The 26870-nt window shown below is 59.8% G+C and carries 24 protein-coding genes and 1 other RNA gene; 5 read left to right on the forward strand and 20 right to left on the reverse strand.

The window, feature by feature from the left end; translation table 11 throughout:
- Positions 1–11: 11 nt before the first annotated feature.
- The 3 genes from coaE to yacG are packed head-to-tail and all read left to right on the forward strand — an operon-like array spanning position 12 to position 1590.
- Positions 12–626, forward strand: a complete 615-nt coding sequence (gene coaE / locus OKC43_RS13240) for a dephospho-CoA kinase (protein ID WP_236271769.1) — start codon at positions 12–14, stop codon at positions 624–626.
- Between the two features lie 37 nt (positions 627–663).
- Positions 664–1386: a cell division protein ZapD gene (gene zapD / locus OKC43_RS13245; RefSeq protein WP_005336141.1), complete on the forward strand. Its 723-nt coding sequence runs from the start codon at positions 664–666 to the stop codon at positions 1384–1386.
- A 9-nt stretch (positions 1387–1395) separates the two neighbouring features.
- Entirely contained in the window at positions 1396–1590 is a 195-nt protein-coding gene (gene yacG / locus OKC43_RS13250) for a DNA gyrase inhibitor YacG (RefSeq protein WP_005336142.1), read from the forward strand.
- A 77-nt stretch (positions 1591–1667) separates the two neighbouring features.
- Here yacG and mutT read toward each other — a convergent pair whose 3' ends face one another.
- The 20 genes from mutT to rsmI all read right to left on the reverse strand — a co-directional run bounded on the left by mutT (position 1668) and on the right by rsmI (position 24570).
- Positions 1668–2072: an 8-oxo-dGTP diphosphatase MutT gene (mutT, locus tag OKC43_RS13255; RefSeq protein WP_019444787.1), complete on the reverse strand. Its 405-nt coding sequence runs from the start codon at positions 2070–2072 to the stop codon at positions 1668–1670.
- 74 nt (positions 2073–2146) lie between these two features.
- Positions 2147–4867: a preprotein translocase subunit SecA gene (secA, locus tag OKC43_RS13260; RefSeq protein WP_005336144.1), complete on the reverse strand. Its 2721-nt coding sequence runs from the start codon at positions 4865–4867 to the stop codon at positions 2147–2149.
- Between the two features lie 59 nt (positions 4868–4926).
- Positions 4927–5832 (reverse strand): M23 family metallopeptidase, encoded by a 906-nt coding sequence (locus tag OKC43_RS13265; RefSeq protein ID WP_005355107.1) that lies wholly within the window; start codon positions 5830–5832, stop codon positions 4927–4929.
- A 140-nt stretch (positions 5833–5972) separates the two neighbouring features.
- Positions 5973–6896: a UDP-3-O-acyl-N-acetylglucosamine deacetylase gene (lpxC, locus tag OKC43_RS13270; RefSeq protein ID WP_005336146.1), complete on the reverse strand. Its 924-nt coding sequence runs from the start codon at positions 6894–6896 to the stop codon at positions 5973–5975.
- Between the two features lie 99 nt (positions 6897–6995).
- Positions 6996–8147 (reverse strand): cell division protein FtsZ, encoded by a 1152-nt coding sequence (gene ftsZ / locus OKC43_RS13275; protein ID WP_005336147.1) that lies wholly within the window; start codon positions 8145–8147, stop codon positions 6996–6998.
- 39 nt (positions 8148–8186) lie between these two features.
- Positions 8187–9446 carry a cell division protein FtsA gene (gene ftsA / locus OKC43_RS13280; RefSeq protein WP_005336148.1) on the reverse strand — a complete coding sequence of 420 codons (1260 nt, stop codon included), beginning with the start codon at positions 9444–9446 and terminating at the stop codon, positions 8187–8189.
- Positions 9427–10179, reverse strand: coding sequence for a cell division protein FtsQ/DivIB (locus tag OKC43_RS13285; RefSeq protein ID WP_005336149.1), 753 nt, complete (start codon positions 10177–10179; stop codon positions 9427–9429). The genes ftsA and OKC43_RS13285 overlap by 20 nt, the downstream gene beginning before the upstream one ends.
- Positions 10180–10276: 97 nt before the next feature.
- Positions 10277–11731 (reverse strand): UDP-N-acetylmuramate--L-alanine ligase, encoded by a 1455-nt coding sequence (gene murC, locus OKC43_RS13290; protein WP_139463616.1) that lies wholly within the window; start codon positions 11729–11731, stop codon positions 10277–10279.
- A gap of 111 nt (positions 11732–11842) precedes the next feature.
- Positions 11843–12925, reverse strand: coding sequence for an undecaprenyldiphospho-muramoylpentapeptide beta-N-acetylglucosaminyltransferase (gene murG / locus OKC43_RS13295; RefSeq protein ID WP_236271767.1), 1083 nt, complete (start codon positions 12923–12925; stop codon positions 11843–11845).
- Positions 12925–14106: a cell division protein FtsW gene (gene ftsW / locus OKC43_RS13300; RefSeq protein ID WP_005336154.1), complete on the reverse strand. Its 1182-nt coding sequence runs from the start codon at positions 14104–14106 to the stop codon at positions 12925–12927. The genes murG and ftsW overlap by 1 nt, the downstream gene beginning before the upstream one ends.
- Positions 14103–15386, reverse strand: a complete 1284-nt coding sequence (gene murD, locus OKC43_RS13305; RefSeq protein WP_236271766.1) for a UDP-N-acetylmuramoyl-L-alanine--D-glutamate ligase — start codon at positions 15384–15386, stop codon at positions 14103–14105. The genes ftsW and murD overlap by 4 nt, the downstream gene beginning before the upstream one ends.
- A gap of 4 nt (positions 15387–15390) precedes the next feature.
- The gene (gene mraY / locus OKC43_RS13310; RefSeq protein ID WP_005356635.1) at positions 15391–16473 is read right to left on the reverse strand and encodes a phospho-N-acetylmuramoyl-pentapeptide-transferase; all 1083 of its coding nucleotides are present in this window, start codon (positions 16471–16473) and stop codon (positions 15391–15393) included.
- Positions 16467–17822, reverse strand: a complete 1356-nt coding sequence (locus tag OKC43_RS13315) for a UDP-N-acetylmuramoyl-tripeptide--D-alanyl-D-alanine ligase (protein ID WP_236271765.1) — start codon at positions 17820–17822, stop codon at positions 16467–16469. The genes mraY and OKC43_RS13315 overlap by 7 nt, the downstream gene beginning before the upstream one ends.
- Positions 17819–19351 carry a UDP-N-acetylmuramoyl-L-alanyl-D-glutamate--2,6-diaminopimelate ligase gene (gene murE / locus OKC43_RS13320; protein WP_236271764.1) on the reverse strand — a complete coding sequence of 511 codons (1533 nt, stop codon included), beginning with the start codon at positions 19349–19351 and terminating at the stop codon, positions 17819–17821. Before murE ends, OKC43_RS13315 begins: the two co-directional genes overlap by 4 nt.
- Positions 19284–21038, reverse strand: a complete 1755-nt coding sequence (locus OKC43_RS13325; protein WP_019444792.1) for a peptidoglycan glycosyltransferase FtsI — start codon at positions 21036–21038, stop codon at positions 19284–19286. Before OKC43_RS13325 ends, murE begins: the two co-directional genes overlap by 68 nt.
- The gene (gene ftsL, locus OKC43_RS13330) at positions 21035–21349 is read right to left on the reverse strand and encodes a cell division protein FtsL (protein WP_005336166.1); all 315 of its coding nucleotides are present in this window, start codon (positions 21347–21349) and stop codon (positions 21035–21037) included. The genes OKC43_RS13325 and ftsL overlap by 4 nt, the downstream gene beginning before the upstream one ends.
- 3 nt (positions 21350–21352) lie before the next feature.
- Positions 21353–22291 (reverse strand): 16S rRNA (cytosine(1402)-N(4))-methyltransferase RsmH, encoded by a 939-nt coding sequence (rsmH, locus tag OKC43_RS13335; protein ID WP_236271763.1) that lies wholly within the window; start codon positions 22289–22291, stop codon positions 21353–21355.
- The gene (gene mraZ / locus OKC43_RS13340; RefSeq protein ID WP_013723406.1) at positions 22292–22750 is read right to left on the reverse strand and encodes a division/cell wall cluster transcriptional repressor MraZ; all 459 of its coding nucleotides are present in this window, start codon (positions 22748–22750) and stop codon (positions 22292–22294) included.
- 442 nt (positions 22751–23192) lie between these two features.
- Positions 23193–23579: RNase P RNA component class A (gene rnpB, locus OKC43_RS13345), an RNA gene on the reverse strand.
- 157 nt (positions 23580–23736) lie between these two features.
- Entirely contained in the window at positions 23737–24570 is an 834-nt protein-coding gene (rsmI, locus tag OKC43_RS13350) for a 16S rRNA (cytidine(1402)-2'-O)-methyltransferase (RefSeq protein WP_005336254.1), read from the reverse strand.
- A gap of 199 nt (positions 24571–24769) precedes the next feature.
- On the opposite strand from rsmI, the gene OKC43_RS13355 reads away from it, so the two are divergent.
- Together OKC43_RS13355 and OKC43_RS13360 are read left to right on the forward strand one after the other, a co-directional pair.
- Positions 24770–26557: a penicillin-binding protein activator gene (locus tag OKC43_RS13355; protein ID WP_234915303.1), complete on the forward strand. Its 1788-nt coding sequence runs from the start codon at positions 24770–24772 to the stop codon at positions 26555–26557.
- Positions 26499–26870, forward strand: a complete 372-nt coding sequence (locus tag OKC43_RS13360) for a YraN family protein (protein WP_005355127.1) — start codon at positions 26499–26501, stop codon at positions 26868–26870. The genes OKC43_RS13355 and OKC43_RS13360 overlap by 59 nt, the downstream gene beginning before the upstream one ends.

Below are 26870 nucleotides of genomic sequence, written 5' to 3' on the forward strand. Positions count from 1 at the left end.
AAGAGGCCCCCATGTATGTAGTTGCTATCACAGGTGGTATCGGCAGCGGCAAGACCACTATCGCCAATCAGTTTGCCGCGCTGGGTATCGAGGTGGTGGATGCCGATGTGATCGCCCGCGAAGTGGTCGAGCCGGGCACCCCGGCCCTTGCCGCCATCGCCGACCATTTTGGCCCTGATGTGATTGAACCTAGCGGTCAACTCGACCGTCGTGCCCTGCGCGAGCGGGTCTTCAGCGACCCGCAGGCCAAGGGGTGGCTCAATGCCCTGCTCCATCCGCTCATTCGCAGCGAAATGCTGCGCCAGTGTGCCGCGGCCAGTTCTCCTTATTGCCTGCTGGTGGTGCCGCTGCTGGTGGAGAACAAACTCACCGGCCTCGCCAACCGGGTGCTGGTGATCGATGTGGATGAAGCCACCCAGATTGAGCGCACCTGTCGCCGTGATGGGGTATCAGCCGAGCAGGCCAAGGCCATCATCGCCGCTCAGGCGAGCCGGTCGGAACGTCTCGCTGCGGCGGATGATGTCATCGAAAACCACAATGGCAGCGAAATGGCGATTAAAACGCGGATTTTGGCGCTGCACGAGACATATCTGGCAATTGCCTCTCAACAAGGCCGCCAAGTGTGAGTACACTAGGCCGGTTTATGGCTGGCCAGGATTAGGCATGATTTACGATTTCCCCCTCAATGAAAAAAGCCGGACCTATCTTCGTCTGGAGTCCCTGTTTTCCCAGATCCGCGACAATCTGGAGAGTGAACAATCCTGGGCACATATCGCCTTCTTCAAGGGGCTGTTCGATCTGCAGGAGTTGCTGGAGCGTGGTGACCTGCGCGCCGACCTCATCAAGGATCTGGAGCGTCTCGGCCAGCGTCTGAGCCACTGGGCCAGCCTGCCCGACGTCGATCTGGAGCAGATCAAACTGATGCAGCAAGAGAGCAGCCAGCTCTCTCGCAACCTGCTCAATTCGCCACGCCCGGGTGCCCGCCTGAAAGAGGATCGTCTGCTCGGCTCCATTCGCCAGCGTTTCTCCATCCCCGGTGGCCTGTGTGCCTTCGATGTGCCGCAGCTACACCACTGGCTCGGCACCCCGGCCATCACCCGTCACCAGCAGATGCAGGGCTGGCTGAGCGATATCAACCTGCTGATGAATGCCATCACTCTGCTGCTGCGCCTGTGGCGTGAATCAGGTAGCTTCAGTGAGCAGGTTGCCAGCAACGGTTTCTTCCAGGACACCGCCGAGAGCGCCGAGCTGATCCGCATCAAGCTGCCGGGCAATCTGTTCTGCTACCCGACCCTGAGCGGCCACAAGAACCGCTTCGCCCTGCGCTTTCTGCCCACCGCAGAACAGCCGATTGGCGACGTGCCGTTCCAGCTCGCCTGCTGCTAAGGAGCGCTTATGGTCACCAAGGTAAAGTGTCCGACCTGTCAGAGCGAAGTGGAGTGGGGCCCGCAGAGTCCGTTCCGCCCCTTCTGCAGCAAGCGCTGCCAACTGATCGATCTTGGCGAATGGGCCGATGAAGAGAAACGCATCCCGGGGGAGATCAACCCGGATCTGCTGCCGGAGCCGGAAGAGGGCGATCAGTGGCTATAAGCCTCAGATCACCCACCTCCGCAATATGAAAAAAGGGCCGATTGGCCCTTTTTTCATGCTTGTTGATTGCTACCGGCTCATGCCAGCAGGCCTTGAAGCCGCGCTACAATCGGGCCGTTGGCATCGGGGAAGTGGTAGTTATGCAGCTCTGCCACCGGCACCCACAGACACTCCTGCCCCTCTTTGCCGAACGGCTCACCGCTGAAACGGGTCACCTTCCAGATATCCAGCAATACCTGCTTCTCGGGGTAGTCGTGCTGCAGTTCCATGAAGGGGGCACAATCCAATACCCGGATGCCGATCTCTTCCCACAGCTCCCGATCCAGCGCGGTGAGCAGATCCTCACCGGACTCCACCTTGCCACCGGGAAACTCCCAGCGATCCCCCTGATGGCGATCGGAGGAGCGCCTGGCGATGAAGATATCGCCCCGTTCATTCTCGATGACGCCAACCGCCACCCAGATCCGTTTTTTCTGTTCCATCAATTACCTCTGTTCGCTTGTTGCCACCAATAACAAGGCGGGCACTTGGCCCGCCTGTTATGGCATAGCGTCGATCAGGTCAACTGACCGTGGCAGTGCTTGTACTTCTTGCCGGAGCCGCACGGGCAGGGATCGTTGCGACCGACCTTCTGCTCGTCACGTACGAAGGTGGTGTGACCCTCTTCGCCTGCGGCCTGTTCATCGGCCAGCTGGCTCTCGGCAGCGGCGTGGGTATAGGTGCGGGGAGCGGCTTCCGCCTGCTGGCGCTGCTGCTCTTCCATCGCTTCCACATCGCGCTCCTGCACCTGAACACGGCTCAGGATGCTGACCACGTCGCGCTTGAGGGTTTCCAGCATCTGGGTAAACAGATCGAAGGATTCGCGCTTGTACTCCTGCTTAGGGTTCTTCTGGGCGTAACCGCGCAGATGGATACCTTGACGCAGGTGATCCATGGCCGCCAGATGCTCTTTCCAGAGGCCATCCAGGGTTTGCAGCATCACCGCCTTCTCGAAGTTGCGCAGCACCTCTTTGCCGACCAGCTCTTCCTTGTGGGCATAGAGCTTGGTGGCTTCATCCAGAATGCGCTCGCGCAGCTTCTCTTCATACAGCTTGTCATCTTCCGCCAGCCACTGTTGCAGCGGCAGATCCAGCGCGAAGTCGGCCTTCAGGCGTGCTTCCAGACCCGGCACGTCCCACATCTCTTCCAGAGACTGGGGCGGAATGTACTCGTCGATCACCGCGCCGTAGACGTCGTCACGGATAACATGGATGGTCTCGGAGATGTCGTTGGTATCCAGCAGCTCGTTGCGCTGCTCGTAGACCACCTTGCGCTGGTCGTTGGCCACGTCATCAAACTCCAGCAAGCTCTTGCGGATGTCGAAGTTGCGACCTTCCACCTTGCGCTGGGCATTTTCGATCGCCTTGGTGACCCATGGGTGCTCGATGGCTTCGCCCTCTTCCATGCCCAGCTTCTTCATCATGCCGGTCACGCGATCGGAGGCGAAGATCCTCATCAGGGTATCTTCCATGGAGAGGTAGAAACGGGAGGAGCCCGGGTCACCCTGACGACCGGAACGGCCGCGCAGCTGGTTATCGATACGACGGGATTCGTGACGCTCGGTGCCGATAATGTGCAGACCACCGGCGGCCAGCACCGCATCGTGACGCACCTGCCAGGCGGCTTTCAGCTCGGCAATCTGCTCGCTGGTCGGGTTCTCCAGCTTGGCAATCTCTGCCTGCCAGTTACCGCCCAACACGATGTCGGTACCACGACCGGCCATGTTGGTCGCGATGGTGACCGCACCAGTCTGACCGGCCTGGGCAACGATCTCCGCTTCCATGGCGTGGAACTTGGCGTTCAGCACCTTGTGCGGGATCTTCTCTTTGGTCAGGATGCCGGAGAGCAGCTCGGAGTTCTCGATAGAGACGGTACCAACCAGTACAGGCTGGCCCTTGGCCACGCACTGACGGATATCTTCGATGATGGCGGCATACTTCTCATTGGCGGTCAGGTAGACCAGATCGCCCATGTCCTTGCGCACCATTGGCTTGTTGGTCGGGATAACTACGGTATCCAGGCCATAAATCTGCTGGAATTCAAAGGCTTCTGTATCCGCAGTACCTGTCATCCCCGCCAGCTTGTTGTAAAGACGGAAGTAGTTCTGGAAGGTGATGGATGCCAGCGTCTGGTTCTCGTTCTGGATCTTCACCCCTTCCTTCGCTTCAACGGCCTGATGCAGACCATCGGACCAGCGACGACCCGGCATGGTACGGCCAGTGTGCTCGTCGACGATGACGATCTCGTCTTTCTGGACGATATAGTCCACGTTGCGCTCGAACAGGGTGTGAGCACGCAAACCCGCATTGACGTGGTGCAGCAGGCTGATGTTGGAGGCGGAGAACAGGGAGTCGTTCTCGTCCAGCAGCCCCTCTTTCTTGAGCAGCTCTTCCACGAAGATCTGGCCGTTTTCGGTCAGCAGGGCCTGACGGTTCTTCTCGTCCACCGTGTAGTGACCGTCACCGGTGTACTCTTCGGTGTCTTCCTTGTCCTGTTTGACCAGCAGCGGGATCAACTTGTTGACGCGGATATAGAGCTCGGAGCTGTCTTCGGCTGGGCCGGAGATGATAAGCGGAGTACGGGCTTCATCGATAAGCACCGAGTCCACCTCATCCACCAGCGCGTAGTTGAGCGGACGCTGTACCCGCTGCTCCGGCGAGAACGCCATGTTGTCGCGCAGGTAGTCAAAACCGAATTCGTTGTTGGTACCGTAGGTGATGTCGGCAGCGTAGGCATCACGCTTCTGGGACGCATCCATACCGGGCACGTTGCAGTCGACGGTCATGCCGAGGAAGGCGAACAGCGGGCGGTTCGCCTCCGCATCACGCTTGGCCAAATAGTCGTTCACCGTCACCACGTGCACACCACGGCCGCTCAGGGCGTTCAGGTAAGCTGGCAGAGTCGCAGTAAGAGTCTTACCTTCACCAGTCTTCATTTCCGCGATGCGGTTGGAGTTCAGCACCATGCCGCCGATCAGCTGCACGTCGAAGTGGCGCATGCCAAACACCCGCTTGGAGGCTTCACGCACGGTCGCGAACGCTTCCGGCAGCAACTGCTCCAGGGTCTCACCCTGCTCGATACGCTGACGATATTCAGCCGTTTTGGCCTGCAACTCGGCATCGGAGAGAGCCTCGAACTGCGGCTCCATGGCATTGATCTGTTTTACAATTTTGCGCAAAGCCTTGAGCGTTCTGTCGTTCCGGCTGCCGATAATCTTGGTAAGCAGTGTGCTAATCATGGGTACCAACTATTTCTGGTTATAAAAGCGTTCCGTCACTGGAACCTGAAGAAAAAAACCTAACCCCGTCTGGCACTGAGAAAGCGTGCGGGGTTGACCTGACGACCATCTTTCAACACTTCGTAATGCAGATGGACCCCGGTCGCGCGACCGGTGCGTCCCATCAAGGCAATCTTCTGACCCTGATCAACCAGGGTTCCCACCTCGACCAGCAACTTGGAGTTGTGGGCATAGCGGGTGACCAGGCCATTGCCGTGATTAATCTCCACCATATTGCCAAATTCCGGATGACGGCCCGCCCAGCTGACAATGCCGGGCCCGGTGGCCAGAATCGGGGTTCCGGGTTTGCCACGGAAATCGACCCCTTTGTGCATCTTGGCACGCCCGTTGAACGGGTCGACCCGTCCACCAAACCCGGACGAGACCCAAACTCGCTCCTGTTTGACTGGCGTGCCGGAAATAAAACCGGCATCGGTGATATGGTGATTCATGATGAAAGATTCAAGTACCGACAGCTGCTCTTCACGGCTGCTGAGCTGCTGGCTGAGGTGTTTCATCGAGGCTTGCAGCTCGTTGAGGCTCACTTCCAGCTCTTCATCATAAGAAGGGCCGCCCATGGGGGGCAGCTCTTTGAAATTGAACTCGTCGGGATCGAGATCGGCCTGCTCGGTCAATCGCTCGCCGAGGGCATTGAGACGGCCAAGCTGGCCTTGCATGGTGCCCACCTGAGCAGCCAGCATTGCCAACTGTTCACGGGCTTCGTCGCCACTCTGGTCGACGGACTGTTGCTCGGCAACGGCAAGCGCCACTTCCAGCGCCTCCATTTTCTGGTGCCAGCTCTGCCAGAGCCAACCACCACCAAGGGCTAACAGGGAGAAGAGAATACCGCCGACCCAGGCCAGACGTTGTTTGGGCAGGTGCAACTTGCGTCGCTGCTTGCCGTGGAGGATCAGGGTAATGCTCATAGAAATCAGTCTGCTCGGTCAGGTGCGGCCAGGAGCCTGCACGGGAAATAAAACCGGGAGATAATCGGTATTAAAGGATGGAGTAAACAAATGACGGAACGTCGGTGCGGAGAGAGGACCGACGTTCCGTTGCACAGCTATCAGGCCAGAACCAGACCGTTATCGTAGTAAGCGATAGGCGCTTTGTCACCCTCACCCTCGAAGGTCACCAGTTCCCAAGCCTCCTGCTCGGCTAGCAAGGCACGCAGCAGCTTGTTGTTCAGGGCATGCCCGGTCTTGTAGGCACGGAACTCACCGATGATGCTGCGGTTACACATATAGAGGTCACCGATCGCGTCCAGCATCTTGTGCTTGACGAACTCGTCCTCATAACGCAAACCGTCTTCGTTCAGCACCCGATAGTCGTCCAGAACCACGGCGTTTTCCAGGCTTCCGCCCAGCGCCAGGTTCTGGGAACGCAGGTACTCGATATCACGCATGAACCCGAAGGTACGGGCACGGCTGATCTCTTTCACGAAGGAGGCACCGGAGAAGTCCAGTACGCAACGCTGATTGCGCCCTTCAAAGACCGGATGCTGGAAATCGATCTCGAGATCCATCTTGAAGCCGTTGCGATAAGGGTGGAATTCCGCCCACTTGTCGCCGTCTTCAACCCGGATGCTCTTCTTGATCCGCACAAACTGCTTGGCAGCATTCTGCTCACGGATCCCGACTTCCTGCAGCAAGTAGATAAAGGGATGCGCACTGCCGTCCATCACCGGGATCTCGGGCGCGTCAACCTCAACGTAGAGATTGTCGATCCCCATCCCGGCCAGCGCGGCGGAGAGGTGCTCAATGGTAGAGACACGGACACCGGCTTCGTTGACCAGAGCGGTACAGAGCACGGTATCGCGCACCTGATCGGCATTGGCTGGCAGCTCCACCACAGGATTCAGGTCGGTACGCAAGTAAACGATCCCTGTGTTCACAGGCGCCGGACGGAACGTCATGGTGACTTTCCGGCCCGAATGCAGGCCGACACCAGTCGCCTGTACACTCGTTTTCAAGGTTCTTTGTCTAATCATGGGTGTACCCTAAACAGCTTAAAATCCGGACCAGATGGTCGTTGGCAGGCCATCTTAGCACATTCCTTGAACAACAAACAAACGAGAGCCATAAGAGGCTTAGTCAGCTTGCTTGCGCAGGAACGCCGGAATATCCAGGTAATCCGGTTCACGACGAGCTTGCGGCTCGGCGTTGACCACCTTGGCCGGGGCTTCGTCCATCACGCGACCTTGCATCATGTCGCTAACCAGCGGCTGACGCACCGGGCGCTCTTGCACCTGGCTGCTCTTGACTAGCGTGATGTCGGGCTTGCGCTCGGCACCGATACCGGTAGCAACCACGGTCACACGGAGTTCGTCGTGCATTTCCGGATCGATTACGGTACCCACAACTACAGTGGCGTTCTCGGAAGCGAAGGCCTTGACCGCGTTACCCACGGTTTCGAACTCTTCGATGGTCATGTCCATACCGGCGGTGATGTTGACCAGGATGCCACGGGCACCAGCCAGATCCACATCTTCCAGCAGCGGGCTGGAGATGGCTTTCTCGGCCGCTTCTTCGGCACGGTCATCGCCGGAGGCGGAACCGGTACCCATCATGGCGGTACCCATTTCACGCATCACGGTACGTACGTCCGCGAAGTCGACGTTGATCAAGCCCGGGCGGGTGATCAGCTCGGCAATGCCCTGTACCGCGCCAAGCAGTACATCGTTGGCTGCCTTGAAGGCGTCCAGCAGGGAGATACCGCGACCCAGCACCTTCAGCAACTTGTCGTTGGGGATGGTGATCAGGGAGTCGACGTTTTTGGAGAGCTCTTCGATACCGTGCGCGGCGAAGCCCATCCGCTTCTTCCCTTCGAAGGAGAACGGCTTGGTCACCACAGCAACGGTCAGGATGCCCATCTCGCGCGCCACTTCGGCCACGATCGGCGCAGCACCGGTACCGGTACCACCACCCATACCGGCGGCGATGAACACCATGTCGGAACCGGTCAGCAGCTCACGCAGTGCTTCACGATCTTCCATGGCCGCATCACGACCCACTTCCGGATTGGCTCCGGCACCCAGACCCTTGGTGATGCCACCGCCGATCTGCAGGGTAGTGTTGGCGCTGGAGTTACGCAGTGCCTGAGCATCGGTGTTGACGGTAATGAACTCAACACCCTCAATATTTTGACGAACCATGTGCTCGACAGCGTTACCGCCGCCGCCACCTACACCGATCACTTTAATGACGGCTTCGTCAGTGTGGCTATCCATAAATTCAAACATGTTGTCTCTCCGCTTTATTTGCCTGACTCAGCAAAATTCTTAGAACTCGCCACGCAGCCAGTTGCTAACCCGTTTGACCAGGCCACCGACGCTTGCCTTGGCGGCATATTCTTTGTTGCTACCTGTGGCTTGATGGGTGCGGCCATATTGCAGCAACCCGACCGCAGTCGAGTACACCGGTGCCTGCACGTAATCACTCAAACCACGTATGTTCATGGGCTCTCCCACCCGGACCTGGCTCTGGAAGATCTGCTCTGCACACTCCACAATGCCTTCAATCTGGGCAGCGCCGCCGGTCAAGACCACACCGGCTGCCAGCTGATGCTTGACCCCCTGCGCTTTCAACTCGCTTTGTACCCGCACCAGCTCATCATTCACCATGGAGAGCAACTCGGTGTAACGGGGCTCAATCACTTCAGCCAGTGTCTGCCGTTGCAGGCTGCGCGCCGGACGACCGCCGACACTGGGAACTTCAATATTGTCTTCCTTGCTGACCAGACGACCGAGGGCGCAACCGTAGCGCACCTTGATCGCTTCCGCGTCGAGCGGCGGCGTGCCGAAGGCGTAGGCGATGTCGCTGGTCACAGTGCTGCCAGCATACGGGATCACCTTGGTGTGGCGCAGGGCACCGCCGGTAAACAGCGACATATCCATGGTGCCGCCACCGATGTCCACCACGCAGACACCCAGCTCTTTCTCGTCTTCGGTCAACACCGCATAGCTGGAGGCCAGCGCGGAGAAGATCAGTTGATCCACACGCAAACCGACCTTCTCCACACATTTCTCAATGTTGCGGGCCATGTCGTTATGGCAGGTGATCAGGTGAACCTTGGCAGCCATCCGTACACCGGAGAGGCCGACCGGATTCTTGATCCCTTCCTGATAATCGATGGCAAACTCCTGAGGCAGCACATGCAGCACGCGCAGCTCGTCGGAGAGGCGAACCGACTTGGCGGTGTGGATCACGTTGTCCACATCCTCCTGGGTCACCTCTTCATCGGAGATGGGCACCATGCCGGTCTCGTTACGGCAGTCGATATGCTTGCCGGACAAACCGAGGTAAACCGAGCTGATCTGGCAATCTGCCATCATCTCGGCCTCTTCCACCGCGCGGCGCAGTGACTTGACCACGGAGTCGAGGTCATTGACCCCGCCCTTCTCCATTCCGCGAGAAGCGTGACTGCCCATACCGATGACGTTCAGTTCACCGTCCGGCAATACTTCCCCGACCAGAACCGCCACCTTGGTTGTGCCGATATCCAGTCCGACAATCAAATTCCTATCTGCGGTGTTGGTCATGCACTTTCTCTTCGCTCTTCTTCCAGCCAACTGCCATTCCGGTGTCGTATCGAAGATCCACGTAGGCTACTTGCGCACGGGGTTCGATAACCGGGAAGGCATCGATAAACCGCTGCAGCCGGAGCGCAATGTCATTGCGTCCCAGGAACAGCTTGATATTGCCATCCAGGGTCAGTTCCCAGGCATGGCGGGGGGTCAGATTCACCCCCAGCAACTTGTATCCCTTGGCAGCCAGTTGCGACTCGTACTGCCGACTCTCTTTCAACACCCGGGCGGCCTGGTCATCCGGCCCTGACAGCTGCAACAGCGGCGTCTTGACCCGATCCGGGGCACTGAATACCTTGCCCTTGGTGTTGACGAAGCGGTTGCCATTCCAGCGCGCCGCCACATCTTGTTCCGTGAGGTAGATCTTGATCTTGTTCGGCCACTTCTTTCGTACCGAGACCGAGGCCACCCATGGCAAGGCATTGAGCCTTGCCTGCAATTCGTTGACGTCCAATTCGAAGAAGTTGCGCAGCTCGGCGCCATCCAGCACGGCCATCCGCAGCTCTTCGGTTTGCAAATACTGGTGTTGCCCCTGCAGCAACAGCTCGCTCATGGGCAACCGGTTGGCATCTGTCAGCCAACCTTTAACATCCAGCGCCGTCCGGTAGCAGCCCCATATCACCAGCAGGAAAAATGCTACCCCTGCGATGAAGCCACCCTTGGTGCGCCCCTGTGCCCTTGCCTCCACCCGATCGATCCCCGTGTAACGCGCTAAACCGGCCTTTGACAGACCGGTTCGCCATTATATAGGCCCCGGCTTGGCGGTCAAAATACTCATTGGGCCCTCAGGCGCCAGATTTCATGCTATCTATGCTCAATTTCATCTCTCCGAGACGACGGGCCAGCGCCCCGACGTTCCCGGCGCCTTGAGTCAGCACCAAATCCCCCTCGCCGATCAGGTCGGCCAGCACGGCTGGCACGTCATCTGGCGTGGCGACGAAGATGGGTTCCAGGTTGCCACGCGAGCGAATGGAGCGGCACAGTGCCCGTCCATCAGCGCCCGGGATCGGATCCTCACCGGCAGCATAAACCTCCAGCATCACCAGCACGTCTACCTTGGAGAGCACATCGGCGAAGTCCTCGTAGAGGTCGCGGGTGCGGGTATAACGGTGCGGCTGGAACACCATCACCAGACGCTTCTCGGGCCAACCGGCACGGGCGGCGTTGATGGTGACCTTCACTTCGCTCGGGTGGTGACCATAATCGTCCACCAGCATCGCCTTGCCGCGACCGGTTTCAAACTCGCCATACTGCTGGAAGCGACGACCAACCCCTTCAAATTTGGCCAGAGCAGAGATGATGGCCTCGTCGCTAACACCGTCCTCTGTCGCGACAGCTATCGCCGCTGCGGCGTTCAATGCGTTGTGAATACCCGGCAAATTGAGGGTCACCTGCAGCTCACCCGCCTCTTTGCGGCGAACACGGAAGCAGCTGTGGTTGGTGGTCTGGACAAAATCCAGCACCTGCACATCCGCATCGTCAGAGAGACCGTAGGTCAGGGTCGGGCGGGCAATCTCGGGCAACATGCCACGGATCACCGGATCATCGATGCAGACCACCGCCAGTCCGTAGAAGGGCAGATTGTGCAGAAACTCGATGAAGGTGGCCTTCAGCTTGGAGAAATCACCGCCGTAGGTGTCCATGTGATCCGCTTCGATGTTGGTCACGATAGAGACCATCGGCTGCAGATGCAGGAAAGAGGCGTCGCTCTCGTCCGCTTCGGCGATCAGGTAGCGGCTGCTGCCCAGCCGGGCATTGGTACCGGCACTGTTGAGCAGGCCACCGATAACGAAGGTCGGATCGCGGTCGGCTTCGGCATAGATGCTCGCCACCAAACTGGTGGTGGTGGTCTTGCCGTGGGTACCGGCAATGGCGATGCCGTGACGGAAACGCATCAGCTCGGCCAGCATCTCGGCGCGGCGCACCACCGGGATCCGCAGTTCGCGGGCAGCCAGCAGCTCCGGGTTGTCCTGCTTGATGGCGGTAGAGACCACCACCACGCTGGCACCCTCAACGTGTTCGGCACTGTGGCCGACGAAGATGTGGGCGCCCAGTCCGGCCAATCGCTCGGTCACGGCGTTGCGAGCCAGATCAGAACCCGTTACCTGATACCCTTCGTTGGCAAGCACTTCGGCGATCCCGCCCATACCGGCACCACCGATGCCGATAAAGTGGATGCGACGCACGCGGCGCATTTCGGGGATCACAGTACGCAGTTTTGCCAGTTCAACCTTGGTCATAATCGTCTCTTTAGTCTGCCGCAGGCCATGTGCCGTCAAAGCACGGCTGCACGGCGGCATCAATACATACAGGTACAAGGCTGCACGGTGTCACCGCTGCAACCTTGCTCATCAATCTTTACCACGCTGCCCGGTTGCGAGCTGTTTGCACTCATCGGCAACCCGCTCGGCCGCATCGGTGATGGCGACGCGGCGAGCCGCTTTCGCCATGTTAAACAGGGTCTCCCTGCGACCAGCCAACCAGGTCAGACGCGCCGCCAGCGATTCGGTATTCAGCTCGGACTGGGGCAGAAACTCGGCCGCTCCGCCGTCGACCAGGGTCAGGGCGTTACGGGTCTGGTGATCATCCACCGCATGGGGCAGCGGCACGAAAATGGCGGCCACACCAGCGGCAGCCACTTCGGAAACAGTCAGCGCACCGGCACGGCAGACCACCAGGTCGGCCCAGGCGTAGGCGCTGGCCATATCCTTGATAAATTCGCTCACCTCGGCATTGATGCCGTGCTGGGCATAGGCAGCAGAGACGGCCTCAGCATTGCCCTTGCCACACTGATGACGCACTTCAATCGGCACACCGGACGCCGCCACCGCAGCAGGTACCTGCTCGTTGAGCACCCGCGCCCCCAGACTGCCACCCACGATCAGCAGATGCAGTGGCTCATCCCCGCTGCGCAGTTGCGGATCCGGCAGGGCGACCACTTCGGGACGCACCGGATTACCGACCACGGCGGTGCGACGGCTCGGCGCGAAGGCGCCCGGAAATGCCATCAACACCCGCCTGGCGATACGGGCCAGCAACTTGTTGGTCATGCCAGCAGCAGCATTCTGCTCATGGAGCAGCAACGGGATGCCGGAGAACCAGGCCGCCACGCCACCCGGGCCGGAAGCAAAACCGCCCATGCCGAGCACCACATCAGGACGAACGGTCTTGAGTACCTGACGCGCCTGCAGGATCGATTTGACGATGCGATAGGGCGCCACCAGCAGTCGCTTGATGCCGTTGCCACGCACCCCCTGAATATCGATGAAGGAGATGGGATAACCGTGGGCGGGCACCAGCTCCGCCTCCATTCGGTCGGCAGTGCCGAGCCAGTGGACAGTCCAGCCCTGGGCCTTCAGGCGATCGGCCACGGCCAGACCGGGGAACACATGCCCACCGGTACCACCTGCCATCACCAACAGAGTCTTGCTCACTAAACCTCCCGCACGCGCGCCTGGGCTGTCGCCTGACGCAACTCAAAATCGATTCGAATCAACATGCTCACCGCCACCGACATGATGATGAGACTGGAACCACCGTAACTCACCAGCGGCAGGGTCAAGCCCTTGGTTGGCATCATGCCGCTGGCCGCGCCGACGTTGACGAAGGTCTGGAAGCTGAACCAGATGCCAATGCCGATCGCCAGATAACCGTCATAGAGCCGCTCTGCCACCAGCGCGCGATGCCCCAGCTTGAGCGCCTTGACCGCCAGCGCAAAAATCAGGAACAGGGCGCCCAGCACCCCGACGTAACCCAGCTCTTCACCGAGGATCGCAAACACGAAGTCAGTGTGCGCTTCCGGCAGGTACTCCATCTTCTGGATGGAGTTGCCAAGCCCTTCGCCAAACCAGCTGCCACGGCCAAACGCCATCAGCGACTGGGTCAACTGGTAGCCGCTGCCGAACGGATCGGCCCAGGGATCCATAAAGGAGGTCACCCGCCGCATCCGGTAGGGCTCGACGATGATCAGCATCACCACCGAGCCGAGACCTGCGCCGATCAGGGTCAAAAACTGTCCCAGTCGGGCACCGGCCAGAAACAGCATGCCGAACGAGGTAACGAACATCACCACGGTGGAACCCAGGTCCGGCTGCAACAGCAGCAAGACCGCCAGCACCCCGAACACCGCCAGCGGTTTCAAAAAGCCGATCCAGGCTTCACGCACTTCGCTCTGGCGCCGCACCAGATAGCCGGCCAGATAGACAAACAGCGCCAGCTTGCCAAACTCGGCAGGCTGCAGGTTGAAGGGGCCGAGCGGCAACCAGCGTACCGCACCGTTGACGTTCCGCCCCACCAGCAGCACCAGCACCAGCATCAAGATCGCCAGCAGCAACATGGGGCCGTTGTGCTGTTGCCAGCGCGCCATCGGCACCTGCAACACAAACCAGGAGATACCGAGCGCCATCACCAGAAACAGGGCGTGACGCTTCACAAACATGAAGGGGTCATCCCCCAGCGCAATCCCTTCGGGGATCGACGCCGAGGCCACGATAACCACCCCGACCGCCATCAGGGAGAGCGCCAGCAGTACCAGCTGCCGATCGTAGAGACCGGCAGGACGCGCCGGTAACAACCAGCGCTGGAACAGACCTGCTGCTGCGCGAAGGGCGTTCATAGTGCCAGCACCATCTCGGTGAAGCGATCGCCGCGCACCTCGAACGATTTGAACTGATCGAGGCTGGCACAGGCCGGCGCCAGCAGCACCCAGTCACCGGGCTTGGCATCGGCCGCCGCTTTGGCAACTGCAGCGGCCAAGTCGGCCACCCGTTCGGTCTGCTCGCCCAGTGCCAGCAGCACCTCGGCATCCTGACCGAAGCAGTACATGTGATCGATCTGGTTGCCCAACAGCGCCTGGATCGGGCCAAAATCCTGCCCCTTGCCCTGACCACCGGCCAGCAGCAGCAGGCGCCCCTTGACCGACTCGCGCACACCGGCAACGGCAGCCAGCGTGGCCCCCACGTTGGTGGCCTTGGAGTCGTTGATCCAGCGCACCCCGTTCACCTCCCGCACGAAGCGGGCACGATGGGGCAAGCCTTCGAAACGACGCAGCACGGTAAGCTGAGCCGCACGGGGAATACCGACCGCATCGCACAACGCCATGGCGGCCAGCGCGTTGGCCTGATTGTGGGCACCGACGATCTTCATCTCGTCCACTGCCAGCAGTGGTTCACCGTGCAGGGTCAACCAGTAGCGGCCATCCAGCAGGCAGCGGCCATAGCCATTGCAGTCGAGACCAAAGCTCTGCCACACCTGACCCACATCAGGCAGGGTCTGGGCATCGTCACGATTGACCAGAATGTGTTTGGAGTGCTGATGGATCTCCATCTTGGCGGCGCGATAGTCGGCCATGCCCTGATAACGATCCATGTGATCTTCTGAGAGGTTCAGCACCACGGAGGCGGCAGCACGCAAACTGTGAGTAGTTTCCAGCTGGAAGCTGGAGAGCTCCAGCACGCAGAGATCCATCGGCTGCTTGAGCAGCTCCAGCGCAGGCGTGCCGATATTGCCGCCCACGCCGACATTGAGACCGGCTTCGGCAATCATCTCGCCCACCAGGGTGGTGACGGTGCTCTTGCCGTTCGAGCCGGTGATGGCGATGACCGGGGTCTGGGTTTCGCGCACAAACAGCTCGATATCACCGACGATCTGCACGCCACACTCGGCAGCCGCTTTCAGTTCGGGGGTCGCCAGCGCGATACCCGGGCTCGCGACGATCATGTGCGCCTGCTTGAACAGCGCCTCGTCGAGCCCGTGAATGAGCTCTACCTCAGGCGGCAGTTGATCCTTGCCGGGCGGGTTGGCACGGGTATCCATCACCAATGGCGTCACGCCACGGCCGAGGAAGTAATCGACACAGGAGAGTCCAGTTTTGCCCAATCCGATGATGATGACCATGGCCTTACCTCACCTTCAGGGTGGCAAGACCCAGCAGCACCAGCACGAGAGTGATGATCCAGAAGCGCACGATGACGCGCGGCTCCGGCCAGCCCTTCTTCTCGTAGTGGTGATGGATCGGCGCCATGCGGAAGATCCGCACGCCGCGCAGCTTATATGAACCCACCTGCAGGATCACCGAGACGGTCTCCATCACGAAGACGCCGCCCATGATCACCAGCAGGAACTCCTGACGGACCAACACGGCGATGGTGCCGAGCGCGCCGCCCAGCGCCAGGGAACCAACGTCCCCCATAAAGACCTGCGCCGGATAGGTGTTGAACCAGAGGAAACCAAGACCCGCCCCGACGATGGCGGTACAGACGATCACCAGCTCGGAGGTATAGGGCACGTAGGGAATGTGCAGGTAGCTGGCAAAGTTGACGTTACCGGTAGCCCAGGCGATCAGGGCAAAGCCCCCCGCCACCATCACGGTCGGCATGATGGCCAGGCCATCGAGACCGTCGGTCAGGTTGACCGCATTGGAGGTACCGACGATGACAAAGTAGGTCAGCACGATAAACATCAAGCCAAGCTGCGGCATCACATCCTTGAGGAAAGGCACCACCAGCTGGGTCTGTCCCTCATGGGTTGCGGTCGCATAGAGGAACACCGCCACCGCCAGCGCTACCGCGGATTGCCAGAAATACTTCCAGCGTGCGATCAGGCCGTCGGTATTCTTGCGCACCACCTTGAGGTAGTCGTCGGCAAAACCGATGGCGCCATAGGCACCCAGCACAAACAGCACCAGCCAGACATAGGGGTTGTCGAGGCGGCACCAGAGCAGCACAGACGTGAAAATCGCAGCAATGATCATCAGGCCACCCATGGTCGGGGTGCCCCGCTTGCTGAGGTGGGACTCGGGACCGTCGTTGCGGATCACCTGACCAAACTTCAGGATCTGCAGGCGACGTATCAGGCGTGGCCCCATCCAGAGGGCAACCCCCAGTCCGGTGATGATCGACAGGATGGCGCGAAACGTCAGGTAGGAGAAGACGTTGAAGAAGGTGAAGTGCGGGGTGAGCAGTTCGGCCAGCCAGACTAGCATGTGGCTGACTCCTGATGGCCTTTGACCATCTCGACGATATCTTCCATGCGGGAGCCACGGGCGCCCTTGACCAGAATCGAAATTTCCTGATGTGTATTTATCATTTGCGCAAGCACTTCAAACAACGACGCCTTGTTATCGAAATGTCGGCCAGCCGCGGCATCTGCGGTGTGGCGACTCTCTTCCCCCACTGTCAGCACGGCATCCAGACCGCGCTCGCGGGCATGACGGCCAACCCGGGCGTGTTGCTCGGCAGACTCCTCACCCAGTTCCCGCATATCACCGAACACCAGCACCTTGAAGCCGCCCATGGCGGTCAGGGCATCGATGCCCGCCAGCACGGATTCCACACTGGCATTGTAGGTATCGTCCACCAGGGTCAGACCGCCCCAGCGCTGCACGCAGAAGCGCCCCTTGACCGGCGCCATCTGCTCCAGCCCCGCCTTGACGGAGCCGAGGGATGCGCCGAGGGCCAGACAGCCCGCGGCGGCAGCCAGTGCGTTGGCCACGTTGTGGCGACCCGGGATCGCCAGAGTCAGGCTCAGCTCACCCTGCGGGGTCACCATCACGAACTCGGCGCAGCCTTGTTCGTTGAGCACAAGGTTGCGCGCGTGGAACGGCTGGCTCTGATCGTCGATGGAGAAGGCGCACTGAATGCCGCGTTCCCGCCACTTCGGCCAGAATTCGTTGTCGGCATTGACGATGGCGGTGCCACCTTGGCTCAGCCCCTCAAAAATTTCGCTCTTGGCGTGGAACACCCCTTCCAGCGAGCCGAAGCCCTCCAGATGGGCTGCCGCCACGTTGTTGATGATGGCGGCATCGGGTTTGGCCAGTGAAGTAGTCCAGGCGATTTCGCCCGGATGGTTGGCCCCCAGCTCCATCACCGCAAACTTGTGTTGCGGCTCGAGGCGCAGCAGGGTGAGCGGCACGCCCACCTCGTTGTTGAAGTTGCCAGCGGTGGCCAGCACTTCCCCTTCGTTGCGCAGGATGGCGGTTGCCATCTCCTTCACCGTGGTCTTGCCGCAGCTGCCGGTAATGGCCAGCACTTTCGGGTTGATGCGCTCGCGCACGAGTTTGCCGAGTCGGCCCAGTCCTTTCAGACTGTCGGTCACCACCAGCTGGGGGATGGCCAGCGGCAGTTCACGCTCGACCAGCAGGGCAGAGGCCCCTGCCTGAACGGCCTGCTCGCAAAAATCGTGGGCATCGAAGCGCTCGCCGCGCAGGGCAACGAACAGGGCACCCGCGCCCAGAGTGCGGGTATCGGTACTGACGACGCTGATCTCGCCATCGTTACCAATCAGACGGGCATCGAGTACCTGCGCCAGCTCGGCAAGCCTGAGGGTCATCATTTGAATGACTCCAATAATGTGTGCAAGGCGGCCGCGACGGTTTCCCGGTCGCTGTAGTGCCGCTTGTCGGTTCCAATGATCTGATAATCCTCGTGACCCTTACCGGCCACCAGGATGATGTCCTGTTTGCTCGCCTGACCGATGGCCAGCGAAATCGCCTTGACCCTGTCGTGCTCAACCTGCACCGCAGCAGGATCGCGAAGACCCGCCACCATGTCGGCCATGATCCGGGCCGGCTCCTCGGTACGGGGATTGTCGTCGGTCAGGATCACGCGATCCGCATACTGCTCGGCCATGGCGGCCATCATGGGGCGCTTGCCGCGATCGCGGTCGCCACCACAGCCGACCAGGCACCAGAGCAGGCCTGTACAGTGCACCCGCAGGGCCTGCAATGCCTTCTCCAGCGCATCCGGGGTGTGGGCGTAATCGACCACCGCCAGCGGCGTATCACCACCGCCGAAACACTCCATGCGACCGGTCACCGGCTGCAACTGAGGCGCTGTCGCCAGCAGCTCGTTGAAGTCGTAACCGAGCACCAGCATCACACCCATCGCGGCCAGCACATTGCTGACGTTGAAGCGCCCGAGCAAGGGGGCGGATAATACACCATTCCCCCAGCTGGAGTTAATCTGCGCGCGAAAACCTTGCTGGTGAAAATCGAGCTGCTGCGCCGTTAATTGACGGCCAGAATGGTGTTCAATCGGGCCATCCACACTGAAGGCCACCGCTGCCGGGTATTTCTCGAGCCACTTGGCACCCAACTCGTCATCACGGTTGATCACCGCATTCGACTCATCGACCAGCTGCAACAGCTGCTCCTTGGCGGCGCCATAGGCCTCCATGGTGCCGTGGTAGTCGAGGTGATCCCGGCTCAAGTTGGTGAAGACAGCGGCGGCAAAGGGTAGCGCGGCAACACGGTGCTGTACCAGACCGTGGCTTGAAACTTCCATCGCCACCAGATCCGCCCCCTGCGCTTGCAGCGCAGCCAGATTGGCTTGCACCTGAACGGCACTGCCGGTGGTATTTTCCGCTTCGATCAAATTGCCAAACAGGCCGTTGCCGATGGTGCCCATCACACCCGCCTTGCCACCCAGCAGGGTGCGCCAGTTGGCGACCAGCAGTGCCGTGGTGCTCTTGCCATTGGTGCCGGTGATCCCGACCAGCGCCAGTTTTTTGGCTGGCTGGTCGTAGAAATATCCGGAGAGCTCAGAGAGGTGAGCGGGCAGATCCCGCATCCCGATACAGGGAACCGGAGTCGACGGTGGGATAAATTCACCATCCTCCTCAAACACAACAGCGGTCGCTCCCTGAGTCACCGCCTGTTCGATAAACCGTCTGCCATCCACTTGATGACCGCGAATGGCCACGAAGAGCGAGCCGGGGCCAACCCGCCGACTATCCAGCTGGATATCGGTCAGGGTGAGCGCCGGCGCCTGGATACCGAAGGGGCGCAGTAATGCATCAAGTGCGCGGGACAAGAGAAGCCTCCGTACGGGCAAGTTTGGTGGGCACCGCTGGCGGCACCGCATCGGGACGAATATTGAAGAGCTGCAGCACCCCGCCCATGGCCTCTGCAAACGGTGGGGTCGCCACGGCGCCGCCATAATAGGCGCTGCCTTTTGGCTCGTTGATCACCACCACCATGACGAAACGGGGATCACTGGCGGGCGCGAAACCGGCAAACCAGGCCATGTAATCCTTGCCATAGCCACCGGCGACGGCGACCTTGGCGGTACCACTCTTGCCACCGACCCGATAGCCCGGGATCTTGGCTTTTGGAATGGCGTTGTCGACCACATACTCCAGCGCCTGCAACATGGCAGCGGCGTTGTTGTGATCAATAACTTGCTCACCCTTGGGCGGCGTAGTCACCTTGACGATGGAGAGCGGCACCCGCTTGCCCTTGTTGGCCAGGGTGGCGTAGGCGGAGGCCAGCTGCAGCGGGGTGACCCGCAGACCATAACCGAACGAGAGGGTCGCTCGCTCGATATCGGACCAGCGGCGACGCTGGGGCAGCATGCCGCTGCTCTCGCCCATCAGCCCGCTGCCGGTATCCATGCCGAAACCGAACATGCTGAGGGTGTTGATCATCTCCTGCGCCGGCATCCGCAACGCGATGCGCGACATACCGATGTTGGAGGAGTAGCGCAGGATATCGTAGAGGTTGGTCGCCTTGTGGATACTGACGTCCTTGATCTGCTTGGCACCGATAAAGAGCGGCCCACCAGGAATGAAATCTTTCCAGCTGGTGACACCTGCCTGCAAGGCACTGAGCAAAATCAATGGCTTGACGGTCGAACCTGGCTCGTAGGTATCAGTCACCACCCGGTTGCGTACCCGGAAGCTCTGATACTGGCCTCGGTTGTTCGGGTTATAGGAGGGGGTGTTGACCATGGCGAGCACTTCACCGGTCTTGATATCCAGCATCACCATGGAACCGGAGGTCGCCTTGTTCTCGTCGGTTGCCCGCTTGAGGGCACGGTAGGCCAGAGCCTGCACCCGCTGATCGATACTGAGCTGCAGATCGTTGGCGTTCTTGCCCTCTTTGACGATGCCAAGCCGCTCGATGACCCGGCCCTGACGATCCTTTCGTACCCGCATTTCGCCGGGTGTCGCCGTCAGCCACTCGTTGTAGCTACGCTCAATCCCTTCAATACCGCTGCCATCGATGTTGGTCACTCCCACCAGATGGGCACTGATCTCGCCAGTCGGGTAGAAGCGGCGCGCTTCGGGACGCAGGTAAATCCCGCCCAGCTTGAGCCCCTTGATGTACTCCGCCACCGCAGGAGTAACCTGGCGCTGCAGATAGACGAAGCGCTTGCTGGGGTTGGCGATGCGGTGTTTGAGGGTATTGATGTCGAGCTTGAGTACGGCGGAGAGCGCCAGCCAGGCTCGCTCATTATTGATGGCACCGGATTCATGCACTGTCTTGGGATCGGCCCAGACCGCCTCGACCGGTACCGAAACCGCCAGCTGCTCGCCGTTGCGATCGGTGATCATGCCGCGCACCGCTTGGGTAGAGGTGGTACGCAGGGAACGCATGTCCCCTTCCTGACGCAGGCGATCCGGATTGATCACCTGGATCCAGGCCAGACGCAGGATCAGACCCACAAACGCGATGCCGATAAACACCGCAAGCGTGCGAAAGCGCCACGGATAGATCGATGGCGCTTTGACATTCGCTTTGGCAGCTTTGGCTGTAGCCTTGCGTTTCATGGTTGGGTAATTACCTTCTCGGTGGTCACCAGCGGACGACCCATCTGCAACTTGTCCATCGCCAGACTCGCCACCCGGGAGTGTTCAGCCAGGGTGCCCTGCTCCAGCAGCAGGTGACGCCATTCGATATTGAGGCGATCCTCTTCCGCCATCAGATCGTTCTGCTTGGCCGTCAGACCACGGGTCATGTTGGTCACCAGGATCACGGCAAACGCGGTCACCAGCACGGCGACCGACAGAAAAATCTGCAGCTTGTGCCGCCAGAGATCGGCAACGATCTCCTTGGCCAGATGAACACGCACTTCGCTCATCGCTTACTCCGCCAGCCGTTCGGCAACCCGCAGCACCGAACTGCGTGACCGGCTGTTTTCAGATACTTCATGATCAGAAGGCTTGAGCGCCTTGCCGACCGACTTCAATTTGCGACCGCCAGCCAGCTGGGCCTCGGTCAACGGAATGCCGTAAGGCACTTCCGGCCCCTTCTCGTGCTTGCGGATAAAATGCTTCACCAATCGGTCTTCCAGCGAATGGAAGCTAATCACTGACAGACGGCCATGTGGTGCTAGCACTTCCAGTGCACCGTTGAGCGCGGTTTCGATCTCGTCCAGCTCGCTGTTGATATAGATGCGAATGGCCTGGAAACTGCGTGTTGCCGCATGCTTACCCTTCTCCTTGCTCGGATTGACCCGGGCAATCATCTCCGCCAGTTGGCGGGTACGCACATAAGGCTCGGTCACGCGGTCGTGCACGATGGCACGGGCGATCTTCTTGGCAAAACGCTCTTCACCGAAGGTCTTCAGCACCCAGGCGATGCCATCCACATCGGCCTTGGCCAGCCACTCGGCGGCGCTCTGGCCGGAGGTGGGGTCCATCCGCATATCGAGCGGACCATCTTTCATAAAGCTGAAGCCGCGCTCGGCATCATCCAACTGGGGTGAAGAGACCCCCAGATCCAGCAGGAAGCCATCCACCTTGCCCAGCAAACCGCGCTCATCCAGATAGGAGGCGATGCCGGAGAAGGGGCCGTGCACGATTTCGAAACGGGGATCCTGGATCTTGGCTGCTTCGGCGATCGCCTGGGGATCGCGGTCGATGGCGATCAGGCGGCCATTGGGGCCAAGGTGCTGCAGGATCAGACGAGAATGACCACCACGGCCAAAAGTACCGTCGACGTAGACACCGTCCGGCTTGATGGCCAGACCTTCAACGGCTTCGTGCAGCAGCACTGTGATGTGTTCAGCAGCTTGGGTCATTTATAAAGAGAAATCCTGTAGTCGTGGTGAGCTTGCCCAATCGTCCCCGGGCAGACCCAAGATGTCGTCATTGACCTGTTGTTGCCAGCGTGCTTCATCCCACAACTCAAACTTGTTGAGCTGGCCCACCAGCATGATTTTCTTGTCCAGCCCCGCATGGTTGCGCAGTGGCTGACTGAGCAACAGACGGCCATTGCCATCCAGCTCGCATTCGGTTGCATGTCCCAGCAGCAGTCGCTGCAAACGGCGCTCTTGCGGATTCATGCTGGAGAGGGTCTTGAGCTTGCGCTCGACCTCTTCCCATTCATTCAGGGGATAAAGCAGCAGACAGGGATGTGCAATATCGATGGTGCAGACCAGCTGGCCGTCGCTTTCATCGCGCAGCCAATCACGGAATTTGGTCGGAATTGCCAGCCGCCCTTTACTGTCCAGGCTGATGGCATGAGCGCCACGCAACAAATTGCAGTCCCTGAAGGTGAGTGAGCAGGCTGATTGCCCCTCTAAAAACCACTTTGATCCACTTTTCCCCACCTTGAAGTTTAAGGACGTGCAGGGGGCTTTTCAAGCAAGGAGATGGGACAGAGGGAACATATTGACGCAGCAATTGCATGCTGCGGATTGAGTAGGTTGATTTTCCACAAGTTATTTGGCGTTAAACTCTGGTGATTAATTGAAATAAGTGAATGAACTGAGAACACACACAATATGCGGGTGCGAACAACCATCCCGGGTTCTATCACCATCTATCGCTGCCATCGTGCCAAATACGAAACTATTCGATTGATTTAAAACATATAATTTCATTCAAAATGACAAGGCCGAGAATATCCTGCCAACGAAGCCATATTTTCTCATGCATAAAAAAGAGCCCCGCGATAAATCGCGGGGCTCTTCGGAATGAGGTCGGAGTCGGCCTGTAAGCCGGGTTCTGTACCGGGTTGCCCCGGGTAGCAATCATTCCTCTAGGCCAGCAATCGCTCGCTGGCTCAAGCAACCTACCCGCCCCCAACGCGGGCCGCGCCAATAGGGGCCTATTTGGTCTTGCTTCGGGTGGAGTTTACCGTGCCACGAACTGTTGCCAGTCGCGCGGTGCGCTCTTACCGCACCCTTTCACCCTTACCTGATCCCTTGCGGGCCATCGGCGGTCTGCTCTCTGTTGCACTGGTCGTAGGCTCACGCCCCCCAGGCGTTACCTGGCACCCTGCCCTGTGAAGCCCGGACTTTCCTCCCCTCCGCCCGTCTGTCCCGAGGGACACAACGACGAAGCAGCGATTGCCCAGCCAACTCCGAGGCGCGGATTATAGCCTTGCGATACGCACGGGGTAAACCGGCAATTCCCGTTTACAGCCATTTATCGCGCTTTGGTCCCCGTTTACAGGGTGAATGCTCACAGATATAGAGGAGCGTGCTGGTCATAAAATAATCTGGCGGCCCATTCCACCGACTCAATAGTGCTCGAGACCGTATTTATAGAGGGCATTCTTCTTCACGCCGTGGATCTCGGCGGTCAGGGCGGCCGCTTTTTTCAGTGGCAGTTCGGTCACTAGCAACCCAAGGGTACGGATCGCTTCTGCTGGCAGATCCTCTTCCTCTTTGGAGGCGCCAGCCACGACCAGCACGATCTCGCCGCGGCAGCGGTTGTCATCTTCACCAAGCCAGGCCAGCATTTCGGAGGCTGGCAGACCGTGGATCGACTCAAAGGTCTTGGTCAGCTCGCGGCACACCACCACCTGACGCTCGCCGAGAATGCGAGCAATCGCTTCCACTGTATCCTGCACACGACGCGGCGATTCGTAAAACACCAGCGAGCGGGTGTCTTCAATAACGGCTTGCAGGCGATCGTCACGTCCCTTGCTCTTGGCGGGCAAGAAGCCTTCAAACGCAAAGCGATCGGTGGGCAGACCGGCCGCGCTTAGAGCAGTGATAGCGGCACAGGGGCCGGGCAGCGGGACCACCTTGACCCCGGCCTCACGACAGCGGGTGACCAAGTGATAACCGGGATCACTGATAAGCGGAGTGCCGGCATCGGAGACCAGCGCAACACTCTTGCCCTCTTTGATCCGGCCGATCAGTACATCGGCTTTCTGCTGCTCGTTGTGATCGTGCAGGGCGAAGGTCGGCACCGAGATTTGGTAGTGGCTGAGCAGGATACCGGTATGACGGGTATCTTCGGCTGCCACCAGATCGACACTGCGTAAAATGTCCAATGCACGCTGGGTGATGTCCGCCAGATTGCCGATCGGAGTGGGGACTATATACAGGGTTGGGATGTCACTCATGGGATCTCCGAGTGCCCCGACAATTGTGTCGCCATATTGGCCCGTTTACACTATGGGGAACTTCAACACTGGTCGGGGAATGAACTTGAACCGGGTTACAAAGCAGCTAAGTGTATCACGACTCTTCGGCATCATACTCGCGGCAGTACTGCTCGCCGCCTGTGCGTCGGAGCCCAATCAACCGTCAGGGCAGTCAGGCATGCCCTCAGCGTTCTCCAATCTGACCAAGAATGCCCAGTGGTATCTTGAGCAGGTGGACCCCGCCAAGCCGGCCGAGGCCTTTACCTGGCAGATGCTGGCGGCACGCAGCTATCTGGCGCTGGGCCAGGCCAAACCGGCCTCGGCACTGTTCCAGCAATTGCAGAAGCAGGCCAAGGATCCCGTTCAGAAGGCGCAGTTGCAACTGCTGCAAGCCCATCTGTTGCTGGCGCAAGGCCATGCCAATCAGGCGCTGATCCTGCTGGAAGGCAAACCCGAGGTGGTGCTGGATGCCGATACCCAGAAGGATTGGTATCGCCAGCGCGTGGTGCTGCAGCTCGACATCAACAACAAATTTGGCGCGGCCAAGTCGTTGATTGCACTGGAGCCCTACCTCAATCAAAGCGAGCAGGCGACCAACCATCAGCAGATCTGGTCGTTGCTGAAAAGCATGACCCCCTCCACCCTGCAAGCGCTGGAAGAGGCTCCGGCCCCTGATGTGACCACCGGCTGGCTACGACTGGCGGCACTGGTCAACGAGTTTGGCGCCCAGCCGAACTTGCTGGCCCGCCAACTGGCAGGCTGGAAGCGCGACTTCCCCAACCATCCAGCCCAGAAGGATATGCCGGCAGGATTGGGCGATCTGGCGGCCACTGCCAGCACCTCGGTGCAACAGATCGCCGTGCTGCTGCCCCTCTCCGGCAATCTGGAGCCGCAGGGTGCCGCCATCCGTAACGGTATGCTGATGTCTTATAAGGAAAATCAGGGGCAATTCACTCTGAACTTCTACGACACCCAGAGCAAGTCGACCGGCGAGCTTTACAAGCAGGCGATTCAGGAAGGGGCGGACATGATCATCGGCCCGCTGCTGAAAGACCGGGTCGAGGAGCTGCTCAAGGCCAATCCGACCGTGCCGGTACTGGCGCTCAACGAGCTGGACAAGCCGGTCGTCAACGACACCACCTACTACTTCTCCCTATCTGCCGCCGCAGATGCCGCCCAGGCAGCCCAGTACCTTTACACCCAAGGCTACCGCAAACCGCTGCTGATCGCCGCCCAGGGACGGATCGGTTACAGCAGTATCAAGGCGTTCGAGCAGAGCTGGGCCACCCTGAGCCAGGACAAGCCGGTCGTCGCCACCTTCGGTGCCCGCAACGAAGTGCAGGGGATGGTCAAGAATGCTCTGAGTGGCCGCTCTACCGCCCGTGCTGGTGAAGTGGTGCAACTCTCTGATGCCGCACCGCGCAGCATCGATGCCGTTTACGTGGTGGCCAACAGCCTGGAAACCCGGATGATCAAGCCCTACGTGGATGTCTCGGTCAATCCGATGGGCAGCCTGCCCATCTACACCAGCTCCCGTGGCTACGACAGCGCCGCAACCGAGGTCGCCTCCGAGCTCAACGGCATGCATATCGCCGATATGCCGCTGCTGCTGGGCGGCTACGAGAAACAGCGCGAGCAGATCGCCCTGCTCTGGCCGCAGACTCAGGGTGACCTGCTGCGTCTGTTTGCCATGGGCTACGATGCCGTCAGTCTGGCTGAGAACCTGCAGCAGATGCGCAAGGTGGGCGGCATGCAGCAGGCCGGCATGAGCGGTCAGCTGAGCGTGGATGCCCAGGGCAATATCGTACGTATGCTGAGCTGGGGTACTTACCAGAACGGCAAACTGGTCGACGAGAACGCCGTTCAGCAACTGGAGGAGCCCTCCAATGAAGGAACTATGGAAACGGATGCGCCAGCAGTTGCCGAGCCTGTTCCCCTCACCAACGAGCAAGGGACAGCACTTTGAACAAGTCGCTGAACGCTGGTTGCAGGCTCGGGGCCTGCAACCGGTAGCTCGCAACTACCGCTGTCGTGGCGGTGAAATTGATCTCATCATGCACCAGGGCCAGACCCTGGTGTTTGTTGAAGTGCGCTACCGGGCCACCGGCAGCCATGGCGGTGCCGCCAGCTCGGTCACCCGCAGCAAACAGCACAAGATCATGCTGGCAGCGCGCCACTATTTGAAGCAACATGCCATCAACGAGGCCAATCAGGCCTGCCGATTCGATGTGATTGCGTTCGAGGGCGACCAGCCAGCCTGGATCCAGAACGCATTTTAA

Origin of the sequence: Aeromonas sp. Y289-2 (genome assembly GCF_027705925.1) — a bacterium.
Lineage (GTDB): Bacteria > Pseudomonadota > Gammaproteobacteria > Enterobacterales > Aeromonadaceae > Aeromonas > Aeromonas veronii.

Bases quoted from the DNA above. Each gene is read 5' to 3' on its own strand.
- coaE (WP_236271769.1), top strand. From the start codon at position 12: ATGTATGTAGTTGCTATCACAGGTGGTATCGGCAGCGGCAAGACCACT.
- zapD (WP_005336141.1), top strand. From the start codon at position 664: ATGATTTACGATTTCCCCCTCAATGAAAAAAGCCGGACCTATCTTCGT.
- yacG (WP_005336142.1), top strand. From the start codon at position 1,396: ATGGTCACCAAGGTAAAGTGTCCGACCTGTCAGAGCGAAGTGGAGTGG.
- mutT (WP_019444787.1), bottom strand. From the start codon at position 2,072: ATGGAACAGAAAAAACGGATCTGGGTGGCGGTTGGCGTCATCGAGAAT.
- secA (WP_005336144.1), bottom strand. From the start codon at position 4,867: ATGATTAGCACACTGCTTACCAAGATTATCGGCAGCCGGAACGACAGA.
- OKC43_RS13265 (WP_005355107.1), bottom strand. From the start codon at position 5,832: ATGAGCATTACCCTGATCCTCCACGGCAAGCAGCGACGCAAGTTGCAC.
- lpxC (WP_005336146.1), bottom strand. From the start codon at position 6,896: ATGATTAGACAAAGAACCTTGAAAACGAGTGTACAGGCGACTGGTGTC.
- ftsZ (WP_005336147.1), bottom strand. From the start codon at position 8,147: ATGTTTGAATTTATGGATAGCCACACTGACGAAGCCGTCATTAAAGTG.
- ftsA (WP_005336148.1), bottom strand. From the start codon at position 9,446: ATGACCAACACCGCAGATAGGAATTTGATTGTCGGACTGGATATCGGC.
- murC (WP_139463616.1), bottom strand. From the start codon at position 11,731: ATGACCAAGGTTGAACTGGCAAAACTGCGTACTGTGATCCCCGAAATG.
- ftsW (WP_005336154.1), bottom strand. From the start codon at position 14,106: ATGAACGCCCTTCGCGCAGCAGCAGGTCTGTTCCAGCGCTGGTTGTTA.
- murD (WP_236271766.1), bottom strand. From the start codon at position 15,386: ATGGTCATCATCATCGGATTGGGCAAAACTGGACTCTCCTGTGTCGAT.
- mraY (WP_005356635.1), bottom strand. From the start codon at position 16,473: ATGCTAGTCTGGCTGGCCGAACTGCTCACCCCGCACTTCACCTTCTTC.
- OKC43_RS13315 (WP_236271765.1), bottom strand. From the start codon at position 17,822: ATGATGACCCTCAGGCTTGCCGAGCTGGCGCAGGTACTCGATGCCCGT.
- murE (WP_236271764.1), bottom strand. From the start codon at position 19,351: ATGCGGTGCCGCCAGCGGTGCCCACCAAACTTGCCCGTACGGAGGCTT.
- OKC43_RS13325 (WP_019444792.1), bottom strand. From the start codon at position 21,038: ATGAAACGCAAGGCTACAGCCAAAGCTGCCAAAGCGAATGTCAAAGCG.
- ftsL (WP_005336166.1), bottom strand. From the start codon at position 21,349: ATGAGCGAAGTGCGTGTTCATCTGGCCAAGGAGATCGTTGCCGATCTC.
- rsmH (WP_236271763.1), bottom strand. From the start codon at position 22,291: ATGACCCAAGCTGCTGAACACATCACAGTGCTGCTGCACGAAGCCGTT.
- rsmI (WP_005336254.1), bottom strand. From the start codon at position 24,570: ATGAGTGACATCCCAACCCTGTATATAGTCCCCACTCCGATCGGCAAT.
- OKC43_RS13355 (WP_234915303.1), top strand. From the start codon at position 24,770: ATGCCCTCAGCGTTCTCCAATCTGACCAAGAATGCCCAGTGGTATCTT.
- OKC43_RS13360 (WP_005355127.1), top strand. From the start codon at position 26,499: ATGCGCCAGCAGTTGCCGAGCCTGTTCCCCTCACCAACGAGCAAGGGA.